The 12,857-nt window shown below is 47.2% G+C and carries 13 protein-coding genes and 9 tRNA genes; 7 read left to right on the forward strand and 15 right to left on the reverse strand.

Annotated elements, in window-relative coordinates; translation table 11 throughout:
- Positions 1–31: 31 nt before the first annotated feature.
- Complete coding sequence (locus tag Q0314_RS00765) at positions 32–1,234, reverse strand: MFS transporter (protein WP_298055427.1); 1,203 nt, start codon at positions 1,232–1,234, stop codon at positions 32–34.
- Between the two features lie 39 nt (positions 1,235–1,273).
- Positions 1,274–1,726 carry a copper resistance protein NlpE N-terminal domain-containing protein gene (locus Q0314_RS00770; protein ID WP_298055430.1) on the reverse strand — a complete coding sequence of 151 codons (453 nt, stop codon included), beginning with the start codon at positions 1,724–1,726 and terminating at the stop codon, positions 1,274–1,276.
- Positions 1,727–1,833: 107 nt separating this feature from the next.
- On the opposite strand from Q0314_RS00770, the gene Q0314_RS00775 reads away from it, so the two are divergent.
- Genes Q0314_RS00775 through Q0314_RS00785 form a run of 3 tightly spaced genes read left to right on the forward strand, consistent with a single transcriptional unit; the run spans position 1,834 to position 3,501 of the window.
- A complete protein-coding gene (locus Q0314_RS00775) occupies positions 1,834–2,754 on the forward strand; it encodes an SPFH domain-containing protein (protein ID WP_298055433.1) in 921 nt (306 codons plus the stop codon).
- Positions 2,751–3,149, forward strand: coding sequence for an NfeD family protein (locus Q0314_RS00780; protein WP_298055435.1), 399 nt, complete (start codon positions 2,751–2,753; stop codon positions 3,147–3,149). The genes Q0314_RS00775 and Q0314_RS00780 overlap by 4 nt, the downstream gene beginning before the upstream one ends.
- Before the next feature lie 52 nt (positions 3,150–3,201).
- Entirely contained in the window at positions 3,202–3,501 is a 300-nt protein-coding gene (locus tag Q0314_RS00785; RefSeq protein ID WP_298055438.1) for a YciI family protein, read from the forward strand.
- 67 nt (positions 3,502–3,568) lie between these two features.
- On the opposite strand, the gene Q0314_RS00790 is transcribed toward Q0314_RS00785, so the two are convergent.
- On the reverse strand, positions 3,569–3,922 hold the full coding sequence (locus tag Q0314_RS00790; protein WP_298055440.1) for a hypothetical protein: 354 nt from the start codon (positions 3,920–3,922) through the stop codon (positions 3,569–3,571).
- Positions 3,923–4,017: 95 nt separating this feature from the next.
- Entirely contained in the window at positions 4,018–4,203 is a 186-nt protein-coding gene (locus Q0314_RS00795; RefSeq protein ID WP_298055444.1) for a hypothetical protein, read from the reverse strand.
- A 116-nt stretch (positions 4,204–4,319) separates the two neighbouring features.
- On the opposite strand from Q0314_RS00795, the gene Q0314_RS00800 reads away from it, so the two are divergent.
- Genes Q0314_RS00800 through Q0314_RS00810 form a run of 3 tightly spaced genes read left to right on the forward strand, consistent with a single transcriptional unit; the run spans position 4,320 to position 8,498 of the window.
- Entirely contained in the window at positions 4,320–5,369 is a 1,050-nt protein-coding gene (locus tag Q0314_RS00800) for a dehypoxanthine futalosine cyclase (protein ID WP_298055445.1), read from the forward strand.
- Positions 5,369–6,592: a pitrilysin family protein gene (locus Q0314_RS00805; protein ID WP_298055447.1), complete on the forward strand. Its 1,224-nt coding sequence runs from the start codon at positions 5,369–5,371 to the stop codon at positions 6,590–6,592. Before Q0314_RS00800 ends, Q0314_RS00805 begins: the two co-directional genes overlap by 1 nt.
- Positions 6,582–8,498, forward strand: a complete 1,917-nt coding sequence (locus Q0314_RS00810) for a DEAD/DEAH box helicase (protein ID WP_298055453.1) — start codon at positions 6,582–6,584, stop codon at positions 8,496–8,498. Before Q0314_RS00805 ends, Q0314_RS00810 begins: the two co-directional genes overlap by 11 nt.
- 361 nt (positions 8,499–8,859) lie before the next feature.
- Here the strand turns inward: Q0314_RS00810 and Q0314_RS00815 are convergent.
- The 11 genes from Q0314_RS00815 to Q0314_RS00865 all read right to left on the reverse strand — a co-directional run bounded on the left by Q0314_RS00815 (position 8,860) and on the right by Q0314_RS00865 (position 12,136).
- Positions 8,860–8,934, reverse strand: a tRNA-Glu gene (locus Q0314_RS00815).
- Between the two features lie 20 nt (positions 8,935–8,954).
- A tRNA-Lys gene (locus tag Q0314_RS00820) sits at positions 8,955–9,030 on the reverse strand.
- A gap of 3 nt (positions 9,031–9,033) precedes the next feature.
- Positions 9,034–9,110: transfer RNA gene (locus tag Q0314_RS00825), tRNA-Asp, on the reverse strand.
- An 8-nt stretch (positions 9,111–9,118) separates the two neighbouring features.
- Positions 9,119–9,194: transfer RNA gene (locus Q0314_RS00830), tRNA-Val, on the reverse strand.
- Positions 9,195–9,213: 19 nt separating this feature from the next.
- Positions 9,214–9,289 (reverse strand) — tRNA-Lys (locus Q0314_RS00835).
- A 3-nt stretch (positions 9,290–9,292) separates the two neighbouring features.
- A tRNA-Asp gene (locus Q0314_RS00840) sits at positions 9,293–9,369 on the reverse strand.
- A gap of 8 nt (positions 9,370–9,377) precedes the next feature.
- Positions 9,378–9,453 (reverse strand) — tRNA-Val (locus Q0314_RS00845).
- Positions 9,454–9,468: 15 nt separating this feature from the next.
- Positions 9,469–9,544: transfer RNA gene (locus tag Q0314_RS00850), tRNA-Glu, on the reverse strand.
- Positions 9,545–9,555: 11 nt separating this feature from the next.
- A tRNA-Lys gene (locus Q0314_RS00855) sits at positions 9,556–9,631 on the reverse strand.
- 209 nt (positions 9,632–9,840) lie between these two features.
- Entirely contained in the window at positions 9,841–11,271 is a 1,431-nt protein-coding gene (gene glnA, locus Q0314_RS00860; RefSeq protein WP_002946283.1) for a type I glutamate--ammonia ligase, read from the reverse strand.
- An 85-nt stretch (positions 11,272–11,356) separates the two neighbouring features.
- The gene (locus tag Q0314_RS00865; RefSeq protein WP_298055450.1) at positions 11,357–12,136 is read right to left on the reverse strand and encodes a histidinol-phosphatase; all 780 of its coding nucleotides are present in this window, start codon (positions 12,134–12,136) and stop codon (positions 11,357–11,359) included.
- A 126-nt stretch (positions 12,137–12,262) separates the two neighbouring features.
- Here Q0314_RS00865 and Q0314_RS00870 point away from each other — a divergent pair.
- On the forward strand, positions 12,263–12,857 hold a 595-nt coding region (locus Q0314_RS00870), incomplete at its 3' end, for a chemotaxis protein (RefSeq protein WP_298055451.1).

Consider the following 12,857-nt stretch of genomic DNA (forward strand, 5'->3'; position numbering starts at 1 on the left):
CCACTTGCCAAACCCGCGCCGTAAAGCAAATTTACGCTAGCTCGTCTTTGTAAATTTTACGCACGAAAAGCCAGTAAATCGCTCCGGCAAAAAACATACAGCCTATCAGCGCCGTGATCAGCGAGAGGCTAAGCCCGAGCTCAAAAAGCAGCCCTATACCGCTAGAAATCACCGCCGCGACGCCTAGATAAACCATATCGTTATAGGCGATTATACGGCCGTAAAATGAGGGATCGCACTTTTGCTGGATGAGCGTGTAGGTGTAGCTCCAAAGCGTCGAGGTGAAAAATCCCGCGCAAAAAATCCCGATAAATCCGATATAAAAGTTAAACTGCAGCGCGCTCCATGCTATGACGCCAAGGCCGTGCCCGACGTAGATATAGACGAGATTGGAGTTTGAGACGAATTTGCTAAGCACGAGCGGACCGACGATGAGGGCGACGGCGCGGCAAGCGTTTATGTAGCCGATGATGAGAGATGCCGATAGCAGGCCAGCGTACGGATAGTCGGCTAGTAGCGCCACGAGCGCGTCGTAGCTGGTCACGCCTACAACCGCGTGCAGCATGATGAGGTGCGCGATGAGGGGGTTTTGTTTTATGTATTTTAGGCCGTTTTTTAGCATCTCGCGGACTTTTTCGCCGTCTTTTTTAGCCCGCACGGCGATATCTGTTTTAAGCAGGACGATAAGCGCCACGCCGTAAAGAGCGCAGTCTAGCAAAAAGGCGCTTTTTATCCCGAAAAAATGGATATAAATGCCCGCTAGCCCCATGCCCGCGGTGTATGAAAACGCCCAAATGAGTGAGTGGATCTCGTTTGCGGTTTTTAGGTCGTCTTTGTTTAAAATTTTGGGGAAAAGGCTCATTTCGACCTGAAAATACGTCCCACCGGCTCCGACTCTGATAAATATTATCACAAATAGCAGCCACATCAAGGAGAGTTTGTCGATAAAAACGAGCATAAAAACAGTCACCATCTCCACGACAGTGAGCGCTATTAGCATCGGTTTGGGGCTAAATTTATCCACCACGATACCGCTAAAAGGCGATAGTAGCACGCCCGGCACGAAAGCTAGCGCAGCTGCGGCCGTGATCGCCCAAACGGGCGCGTCAAGCTCGATAAGCAGCGTAAAAATGCCCGTGTGCGAGAACCAAACGCCAAAATAACAAATCAGCTGTATGAGCGAGAGGCGCGCGAAAACAGGCTGGGTTTTTAGTAGGTTGATAAATTTACTCATTTTGGGCTTCGGGTTAAATTTGAACGCTAAATTTGCCGCTTAGTTTGCTTCTACTTTTTTGTAGATGCGCTCCTGGGCGAAATTTTCTTTGATAAAGCTGTTTTGGTTGCCTATCTGGCGAAGCGTATCGCCATTAATCTCGAAATTTAGCTTTTCGCGGTACTGATTCGTAACGCTTAGAGTGTTGCCGCTTATCTCGTAAATGCCTGTTTGTAGCTCTCTTTGCGCAATCTTTTTTTGATAAACGGTGTCGATTTTAAACGTACCGTCCGCGTTGAGCGTTAGCGTGCTTTTTGAGTTTTCGCTACAACCGTCGCAAAACACCTTAGCCTCGTAAACGCCGATCAAATTTTCCTTATCTATCTCGGCGCCGCACGTTTCAAAAACCTCAGTACTGCCGCATTTTTTGCTATTTACCGCGCTTGTGCCGCCGCTTGCCGCACAGCCTGCAAATATCATCGCAGCTGCGGCTAAAAATAAAATATTTTTCATGATTTATCCTTAAAATTTTGGCTAATTATACTAAAAATTTTCCGCTAAAATGGCGAAATTTTAGCAAAAAGCGGCTAAAATGATAAAAAATATTTTAAGGAGTAGTCATGGAAGAGAGCATCCCGTTTATCGTATTTGCCGTGGTCGTGCTGGCCTTTGCGGTCTTGTTTTTAAAAGCCGGTATCAAGATCATCTCGCAGTCTGATATCTACATCGTCGAGCGTTTGGGTAAATTTCACAAGGTGCTTGACGGCGGATTTCACATCATCATCCCTTTTGTCGATCAGATCCGCGCGCAAATCACCGTTAGAGAGCAGCTAGTAGATATAACCAAGCAGCAAGTCATCACAAAAGATAACGTAAACATCAGCGTCGACGGTATCGTGTTTTTAAAGGTCGTGGACGGTAAAATGGCTCTGTATAACGTCGATAGCTACAAGCGCGCGATCGCAAATTTGGCCATGACGACGCTGCGCGGCGAGATCGGCGCGATGAACCTCGACGATACGCTTAGCTCGCGCGACCGCCTAAACTCCGCGCTACAAAGAGCGCTCGGAGACGCCGCCGATAACTGGGGCGTAAAGATCATGCGCGTCGAGATCTCCGAGATTTCCGTGCCGCACGGCATCGAAGAGGCGATGAATCTACAAATGAAAGCCGAGCGCGAAAAACGCGCGATCGAGCTAAAAGCGCAGGCTGAAAAAGAGGCGCTCATCCGCAACGCCGAGGCGCTAAAACAAGAAAAAGTATTGCAAGCCGAAGCCATCGAGCGTATGGCCGATGCAAAAAAATACGAGCAAATCGCGCTAGCGACGGCCCAAAAAGAGGCGATGGATATGATAAACGAAAGCATGGCGCAAAACGCAAAAGCCGCCGAGTTCCTGCTCGCGCGCGACCGCGTGGGAGCCTTTAACGAGCTAGCCAAAAACGGCTCGAAAGATAAAATTTTAGTCCCTTACGAAGCGACCGAGCTCATCGGCTCACTAAGCGTTTTAAAGGACTTTTTAGGCGCTAGGGCGGCGAAATGATACCCGCGTACTTGATGCTGGCTGCGGGCGTTGGGTTGGTCATGCTCGAGTTTATGATCGGTAGCTTTTTCGTGCTATTTTTCGGGCTTGGATTTTTAGCGGTCGGAGTTTTGGGATTTTTTATCGATATCGCTTGGGAGCATCAAATTTTACTCATCGCTATCGTCTCGTTAGTCCTGCTTTTTGCGCTTAGAAAGCCGCTAAAGGACAAATTTAACCAGCACGAAAGCGAGGTCAAAGATGACTTTTTAAACGAGAGCGGCGAGGGCGAGATCAGAGAGGGCATGGTTTATTTTAAAGGTACTTTGTGGCGCTACGACGGAAATTTAGCCGAGGGCGCAAAGGTGCGCGTGCTCGGCACCAAAGGCAATAAAGTCGTTTTACAGCGGGATTAAAATTTTTATTCTTGCGGTTTAAAACCGCTTTTAAATTTTTCAAGGAGTCAAAATGTTTATCATAAATTTAACTTATGTTAAAGAATTAAGTCAGGTCGATAGCTTCATAAGCGAGCACAATGCATTTTTGGATAAATTTTACGCAGAAAATAAATTTATCTGCTCTGGGCGTAAAGTCCCGCGTAGCGGCGGCATTATCTTGGCAAACGTTAAAGATCGCCCGGAGCTTGACGAGATTATCAGACAAGATCCGTTTTTTAAAAACGGTATTGCAAAATATGAAATTACCGAGTTTTTGCCGACGAAATTCGTACCTGATTTTGAGCGGTTTTTAAGCGAGCAAACGAACTAAGCGCTGCTTTTGTGCGCGTAAATTTAATTGAAAATGCGATCCAATTTGACCTTGACCGCATTAAATTTTAGTGTTTGTGATGAGGACAAGCGTGCGCTTCGTCGCTTGCGCAGCTTTTGCCGTGATGAGCGCAGCCTTGTGCTTTTGTGTCGCATTTTGGGTATGGCTTTGATTTGTCGCTAACGCCGCCGCAGCCTGGGCTTTTATCCGCTCCGTGATTTCCGTGACGAGGGCACTCTTTCATCTCTGTGTGAGACTGTGCGCAGCTAGCGTTTGCCATGCCGTGATGCGGGCAGCTAGCGTCTTTTATCTGCGTAGCGTGGCGATACTCCTGCGCGTTTTGCTCTGCGGGAGCTGGTTTGTTTGCCGCGCAACCTGCAAAAAATAGCGCCAAAATCGTAGCCAAAACTAAATTTTTCATCTTTTCTCCTTTGATAAAATGTCTCGGGATTTTATCAAATTTAAGCTTTATAAATCGGGTTAAATTCAAGGCCGCGGCAAATTTGACGCTACGGTTTATGCGGGAAAGCGGCTATCTGCGGCAGTACAGACCGTCACGCCCGCCTTAATGACGTCTAGGGGCGTCGCGGCCGTCCCTGCGGTCGGGCTGTTTTGTGACGTAGGCAGATATGGGCTTGCGGGTATCGCTAAATGGGCTAAATTTCTTAAGTTAGCCGCGTTTATTGTGGATTTTAAAGTCATTTCTTTGCCTTTGCGTTGAGGAGCGAAACGATATCCGCAAGATGTCAAAAAACGTGAATTTATCAAAGATAAAAGCGTTTTTCGCTAAACTCGCGTAAAAAATTTAAAGGAAAAATTTGAATAGACTAAGCGTGGACGAGGCGGTAAATTTGATAGAAAACGCCGATCTAAACGAGCTTGGAGCGATGGCTCTAGCGCGCAAACGCGAGCTGCATCCAGACGGCGTCACGACCTTTATCGTGGATAGAAACATCAACTACACGAACGCGTGCTGGGTGGACTGTAAATTTTGCGCGTTTTACCGCGATCACAAGGACGAGGAGGCCTATGTGCTGGGCTTTGACGAGATCGGGCAAAAGATCGAGGAACTCATCGCTATCGGCGGAACTCAAATTTTGTTTCAAGGCGGCGTACATCCGAAGCTAAAAATCGAGTGGTACGAGGATCTCGTGGAGTTTATCGCAAAAAAATATCCGAGCATCACGATTCACGGATTTTCTGCGGTCGAGATCGACTATATCGCAAGGATATCGCGTATCAGCACGAGAGAGGCGCTACGCCGTCTGCGAGAAAAGGGGCTCTACTCGATGCCGGGAGCCGGAGCAGAGATACTTAGCGACCGCGTCCGTGACGTGATCGCGCCTAAAAAATGCGATGTGGAGACATGGTTACGTATCCACCGTGAGGCGCACGAGGAGGGGCTAAAGACGACGGCTACGATGATGTTTGGTACCGTAGAAACCACGCGCGAGATCGTGGAGCACTGGGAGCACATCAGGAGTTTGCAGGATGAGACTGGCGGCTTTAGAGCGTTTATATTGTGGAGCTTTCAGGGGCTAAATACGCGCCTAGCGGCCGAACGTCCCGAGATCAAAAAGCAAAGCTCGAATCGCTATTTGCGCCTGCTTGCCGTCTCTAGGCTGTTTTTAGACAACGTGCCAAATATCCAAAGTAGCTGGGTCACGCAGGGCAGCTACATCGGGCAGCTGGCGCTGCTGTTTGGCGCAAACGACCTAGGCAGCACGATGATGGAGGAAAACGTCGTCAAGGCCGCGGGCGCTAGCTACCGTATGAATCAAGACGAGATGATACGCCTCATCAAAGACATCGGCGAAAAACCCGCCAAACGCAATACCAATTATGATATTTTAGAAAGGTTTTATTGATGAAAATCATAAATTTAAAAGCCGCAAATTTACAAATCCCTGCCGTTTACGAGGCGAGCAAAACCCTGCCTGCCGTGAGTCTAAAGCTTATTTTTAAGGTCGCCGGAGCTTGCGCGGAGGAGAAGGCCGGACTTGCTAAAATCGTCGCGAAAATTTTTGACGAAGGCACGCTAAGTAAGGGCGCGGCGGGCTTTGCCAAAGAGCTTGAAACGCGCGCGATTAGTCTTTACGCGAGTGCTGGATTTGAGACATTTGCGTTTGAGCTAAACTGCCTAAAGGAGCACTTTTCTTTTGCGCTTGCCAAGCTAAAAGAGCTTTTAGAGGAGCCAAATTTAAGCCAAAAAAGCTTTGAAAAGGTGCGAACTTTGACGCTGGGCGAAATTTCTGGCAACGAGAGCGACTACGACTATCTAGCTAGAGTCGCGCTAAACGGGCTGCTATATCCCGGTACAAATCTAGCAAGACCTAGCATCGGCACGAAGCAAAGCGTGGAGAGTATAACGCTAGAGGACGTTAAAAACTTCATCTCTAGCAAGCTTGATCTGGCAAATTTATTTGTAGTGCTAGGCGGCGAAGTGACGCCGTGGGAGCTAAATTTGGACGAGATTTTAAGCTCGCTAAAGCAGGGCGAAGCGCGCGAACTAAAACTGCTAAAAACCGATGAAAAATGCGGCCAAAAGTCCATCATCAAGCCTAGCGAGCAAGCCTATATCTACTTTGGCGCGCCTTTTGACGTTTGCCGAGAGGAGCGCTATAAGGCTAAGGTCGCGACGTTTATTTTGGGCGAGGGCGGCTTTGGCAGTAGGCTGATGGAGGAGATCCGCGTGAAGCGGGGGCTAGCGTATTCGGCGTATGCTAGGAGCGAATTTGCGCTCAGCCACTTGCAAATTTGGGGCTACCTGCAAACCAAAAACGAAAGCAGGAGCGAGGCGGTTGCGGTCGTAAAAGACGAATTTTCAAAATTCGTCAAAAACGGCGTAAAGGCTGGCGAACTAGTGCAAGCCAAAAGATTTTTGCTAGGCTCGCAGCCGCTACGCCAAGAGACGCTTTTTAACCGCTTAAATATCGCTCAAAGCGAGTTTTATAACGGCTTTAAGCTAGGAAATTTTAAAGACGAGCTAGAAAAAATCTCAAAGCTAAAGCTTGCTGAGCTAAACGCGTTTATCGCGGAGCACGCGGAGATAGAAAAGCTCAGTTTTGCCGTGCTTTACAATGAAATTTGATGAAAAAGACAAAATCAATCTAAAAAAAATCGGCGTAACCACTCTGCTCGACCTAGCGCTTAAGCTTCCTAAAAGCTTCGAGGATACGAGCCTGGCCGCCGCGCCAAAAGACGGACACGTGAGCGTCGCCGTAGAGATAAAAAGCGCGTATCGCCAGGGCGGGATGCTGCACGCCGTATGCTGGTGCGAGGCGTGGAAGCAAAACGTCAAGATCGTGATTTTTAATGCCAAGCCTTGGCATCACGGCGCTTTTAAAGTCGGCAAAAGCGTAATTGTAAGCGGCAAATGCGCCTACGCCTACGGCTCGTGGCAGCTAACAAATCCAAAAATCGTCACGAAAATAAACGAAATCATACCCAAATACAAACTCTCTCTCAGAGACGATTCGTTTAAAAATTTGATCCAAAAGTACGTAAATTCGCCAAATTTGATCGAGGCGGGACTCACGCCTAGGGAGGCTGAGTTTTTGCTAGATCTGCACAGAGGAGACGAAAAAAGCGTCGCGATACTAGATGCTCTCGTGCGAGAAAAAGCGGGCGAAGAGGTGTTAAAATTCGTAGAAATTTACAACTACCTAAAAAAACTAAATGCTAAAAAAACTCGCTTTAAGGCGCCTAAAGTCAAGCTTTTTGATATCTCTTCGTGGCTTAAAAATTTGCCATTTGCGCCGACTTCCGACCAGCTAAACGCTATCGCTGATTTGCGCGCGGACTTTAGCGGCAAGGAGGCGGTGCGACGCGTCGTGATGGGCGATGTCGGTAGCGGCAAGACGCTTGTTATGCTAGCTGCCGCGCTTAGCGTCTATCCTCAGCCTGCGCTCATCATGGCGCCCACATCGATACTGGCCGAGCAAATTTACGCCGAGGCGGCGCGCTTGCTGCCGGATTTTATGCGCGTTTTGCTTGTTAAAAGCGGCGATAAACCCGAATTTGACGGCATAAATCTCATCATCGGCACGCACGTTTTGCTATATCAAAGCTTACCCGCAGCGCCGCTTGTTATGATAGACGAGCAGCACCGCTTCGGCTCTAATCAACGCGAGAAAATCAACGCTCTAGCTAGCGGGGAGCTCGGGCGAGACCTGCAGCTCGACGAAGCGGACGGTGAATTTGAGGGCAAATTTGAGGAGGACGAACGGTCAAATTTGACTGAAATCTCGCCCCAAAACCGGCAGGCAAAAACGGCGAGAGAGACCAGGGCCCACGTCGTACAGTTTTCTGCAACGCCGATTCCGCGCACGCTAAGCATGATACAAAGTAGCTTCGCGGAGTTTAGTTTCCTAAAGCAGATGCCTTTTGAAAAGCATATCCACACGCAAATTTTGCAAAGTGCGGACTTTGGCGAGTTGCTAGCGCATATCAAGGCGCAAATCGCTAAAGGCAAGCAGGTCGCCGTGATATATCCGCTGGTTGAGAGCAGCGAAAACTCGAACTATCAGGGGCTAGAGGAAGCGCAGGGGTTTTGGCGAGCAAATTTCGCAAACGTCTACGTCACGCACGGTAAGGATAAGGAAAAAGAGCAAGTGCTGCGCGAATTTCGCGAGCGCGGAGACGTGCTGCTATCGACGACGGTGGTCGAGGTCGGCATCTCGCTGCCCAGGCTTAGCACGATCGTGATCGTGGGCGCGGAGAGGCTAGGACTAGCGAGCCTACATCAGCTGCGCGGACGAGTAGGGCGAAACGGCGGGAGCGGATTTTGCTTTTTATTTACAAAGCTCAAAAATCCGCCGTCGCGCCTGAGGGAGTTTTGCGAGACGCTGGACGGCTTTAAGATCGCCGAGATAGACCTCAAAAATCGCCAAAGCGGCGACATCCTAAACGGCGCGTTTCAGCACGGCGCGACGTTTGAATACTACGACTACGAAGAGGAAATCACGCAGGCGGCGAAGGATAGACTGGGGATTTAGCTAAGTTTGTCCTTGAATCGGCAAAATTGGCTACTTGCTTGAGTGTTTTTCGTATTTAAATTTGAAACAAAACCGGTAAAAATTTGTGTTCAAGATTTTATGATTTTCAAAATTTGATTGAAATGAAATTTGAAGATGATTTTTGTAGCATTTTTGGCTTGATTAAAACCCCAAAAGTGTGTAGTTTTGTGATTACTATATAGCTTTACTTGTATATTATTGGGCGGAATCGGCGCAAAACTAAATGCTTGCGGTTGAGGCTTTTTATAAAAGCTAGAGATTACTAATTTTGGCTCATATTTAAATATGGTTTTTATACAGGGCAACTCAAAAAGCGAAGTTGTAAATTTAAAAAGTGGATTGGTGACCCTTACGAGAATCGAACTCGTGTTACCAACGTGAGAGGCTGGTGTCCTAACCGCTAGACGAAAGGGCCAACAATGATAAAATAAATCGTGGTGCCCCGTGTAGGGCTCGAACCTACGACCCCATCATTAAGAGTGATATGCTCTACCAACTGAGCTAACGAGGCAAATGGCGCAGCGGACGGGGCTCGAACCCGCGACCTCCGCCGTGACAGGGCGGCATTCTAACCATCTGAACTACCGCTGCACCTAAAATGGTGGTCGCTATAAGACTCGAACTTATGACATCCACCTTGTAAGGGTGGCGCTCTACCAACTGAGCTAAGCGACCCAAATTTAACAAAAATAAATGGTGTCCTGTGCTGGACTCGAACCAGCGACCCCTTCATTAAAAGTGAAATGCTCTACCGACTGAGCTAACAAGACAAATGGCGCAGCGGACGGGGCTCGAACCCGCGACCTCCGCCGTGACAGGGCGGCATTCTAACCATCTGAACTACCGCTGCACCTAAAATGGTGGTCGCTATAAGACTCGAACTTATGACATCCACCTTGTAAGGGTGGCGCTCTACCAACTGAGCTAAGCGACCGAAAAGACTAAATCGTGGCGACCCTTAAAGGATTTGAACCTCTGTTGCTACACTGAGAGAGTAGAGTCCTGGGCCACTAGACGAAAGGGTCTATGTAAAAAATGGTGTCCTGTGCTGGACTCGAACCAGCGACCCCTTCATTAAAAGTGAAATGCTCTACCGACTGAGCTAACAAGACATTTTTTCAAAAAACGAAACGTGATTATATATAAAAAAGGCTGATTTGTCAAGACAAAAAGCCGCTGTTTTTCAAATTTAGCCTCAAATTTGATTTATTTTGACAAATTTTGCATTCGTCAAAAACGCATAAAAAGTCAAATTTGGCCCAAATTTAAAAAGGTCAAATTTGACTGAAAAACTAAAAAAGGATTTTAGCGTCCCTTAAATTTAGCAAGAAAAGCAAGTCTTAAACTCATACGGAGTAGGTCGCGCTTCGTACGGCCATACTTGGCTTTCAAATTTATAATGCTGATACGCATTTATAAACGTCGGTGTCATGATTGGACGCAAATATTCGTTGTCGCGAATTAGCGCTTCCAGGCTGCCTCTTAACGTATGAGGGAGCTGCTCGATACCGCGCTCGCGGATCTCGTCAAGCGTGAGTTTAAATAAATTTTCATCCATCGGGCCGACCGGCTCCATCTTGTGTTTTACGCCGTCAAGTCCCGCCATCAGCATCGCTGAAAAGGCCAAATACGGGTTTGCAGTTCCGTCAGGGAAGCGCATCTCGGCGCGGACTGATTTTTCTCCCGAGCCGTACGGGATACGGATCGAGGCTGAGCGGTTTTGGCTAGAATACGTTAGGATTGACGGCGCTTCAAAGCCTGGTATTAGGCGCTTGTAGCTGTTTGTGCTAGGGTTTGTAAACGCCGCGACGCTCCTTGCGTGTTTTAAAATTCCGCCGATATACCAACGTGCAAAATCGCTTAAATTTGCGTATTTTCCTTCGCCGTAGAACAAGTTTTTGCCGTCTTTCCATACAGACTGATGCACGTGCATGCCGCTGCCGTTGTCGCCGTAAAGCGGTTTTGGCATAAACGTCGCAGTTTTTCCGTTTAGGTGTGCGACCATTTTAACGACGTATTTGTAAATTTGCACGTTATCGGCAGCTTCGAGAAGGGTTCCAAATTTAACGCCAAGCTCGCCTTGACCTTGCGCAACCTCGTGATGTCCTAGCATGACTTCTAGGCCAACTTGTTCTAAAACCTGCATCATTTCCGCACGCAGATCGACCATGCTATCGGTCGGTTGCGTCATCAGATAGCCGCCTTTTCTTCTTGGGCGGTGGCCGGTGTTGTAGCTATCTTTAAAGTCTCTAGCGTCGTTCCATTCGCCTTCTTCGCTGTCCACTTCAAACATCGCGCAGTTTGGGCTGTCTACTATTTTTACGTTATCAAATATAAAAAACTCGTTCTCCGGCCCAAAATACGCCACATCGCCCATGCCGCTCTCTTTTACGTAGGCCATGGCTTTTTTGGCTATCGAGCGCGGGCATTTTTCGTAAATTTGCCCCTTATAAATGTCGTAAATATCGGCAAAAACCACGACCGTAACGTCGGCGGTGAAAGGATCCAAAAAGGCGCTGGTTGCCTCAGGACACATCAGCATGTCGCTTCTTTCGATCGGTTGCCACCCTCCTAGCGAGCTCGCATCCATCGGTATGCCGTTTACGAAATGATCTTTTTCTACGAATTTTATGTTATAAGATATGCTGTGCCAAGCGCCGTTCATATCGGTAAATCTAAAATCCACGAATTTAACCTCGTGCTCTTTGCAAAAATCAAAAAAATGATCGACGCTTTTTACGAATTTTCCCATTTTTCGCTCCTGTGTTTATTGATTTCGTAATTTTATCATAAAATTTTACTTTTAAGATTAATTTAAATAATTTTTTCTACCCGATCTAAAATTTTACAAATTCTCTATCGCGGTTTTTAAATACCGCACATTTTGTAAAGCCCAAATTTCTGGCGATTTGCTCGCATTTTTCGCCGTTTAGGCCGACTTGATCCTTTGCGTGAGCATCCGAGCCAAACGTAATAGGCATGTCTTTTTCGGCGATCATTTCTAGTAAATTTACGCTCGGATACTGCTCGCCGATCGGTTTTCTAAAACCGGCTGCATTTATCTCCACCGTCAAATTTGCCTTTTTTATCGCATTGATGGCGTCTTTAGCAAGGATTCTAACGTCTGTTTTTGGCATAAATTTAAACACTTTTAGCAAGTCTACATGCCCGACGATGTCAAATTTGCCAGACTTCGCCATCTTTTCGACGCAGTAAAAATAATCCCGCCAAATTTGATCTATGTCGCGCTTTTTATATTCGCCGATAAATTCGGGATTGTCAAAGCCCCAGCCGCCCAAAAAATGCACCGAACCGATTAGGTAATCAACCTTGCGCGTTAAAACCCGCTCGTCCATAAAGCCCTCTAAAAAATCGACTTCGTAGCCAAGCAAAATTTTGATCCGTCCGTCAAATTCGCCTCTGAGGCGCAAAATCTCGCTCTCGTAAGAGGGCATTTGCGAAAATTCCATACGGTACGCTTCGTCAAATTTCATCGGCGCGTGATCGCTAAATCCAAAATACTCGCAGCCCGAATTTATCGCGCTTAAAACATACTCTCTAGGCTTATCCACGGCGTGTTTACAAAGCGGCGTGTGGTTGTGCAGATCGACTCTCATTTTTATCCTTAAATATTTTGCAAATGCTACCTAAAATTTAATAAATTTAAGGATAAAGTTTGGGTTTTTAAACTTATATTTCGTTAATTTTCTATATAATCAGCCCAAATTTAAATAGGAGTTTTTATGACGCAAGAAGAACTTGACGCCTTGATGGCGGGCGATCTGGATGACGTCGTAGCTGCAGACGAGAGCGACGCGCAAGCTAGCGGAGATGAAAATTTAGACCTAAATGCTGCCGACAAAGAAGTAGTGGAGCGCAAAGATGATGATGTCAAATTTGACGGTGACTATAGAGCATCCTCAAACATATCGTGGCCTCCACCTCCTCCGACGGATGATCATAAGATGGTTCATCAGCTAGACGACGTCACGAAAGATAGCGAAGAAAAAGCCACGCAGATGTTTGACAAGCTCGATGCGATCAATAACTTCTCTATGGACGCGGAGAACGGACTTAGCGAGATTATCAGCGGTATAGAAGCTAATATCGAAATTTTTACCAAACTACATGAAAAATTCCCGAATATCGCCGCTTTTTCCGAGGCGCTCGAGAAAAATAACGCCCTAAAAAGCTCCGCCGAAATGACGCTAGATAACGTTAGAATGGCGGAAGATGAGATAATGATGGCGATGGATATGATGCAGTATCAAGACATCCACCGTCAAAAGATCGAGCGCGTTATCAACGTCATGCGCGCGCTTAGCAAGTATATGAGCA

It is taken from the genome of uncultured Campylobacter sp., assembly GCF_938040115.1.
Lineage (GTDB): Bacteria > Campylobacterota > Campylobacteria > Campylobacterales > Campylobacteraceae > Campylobacter_A.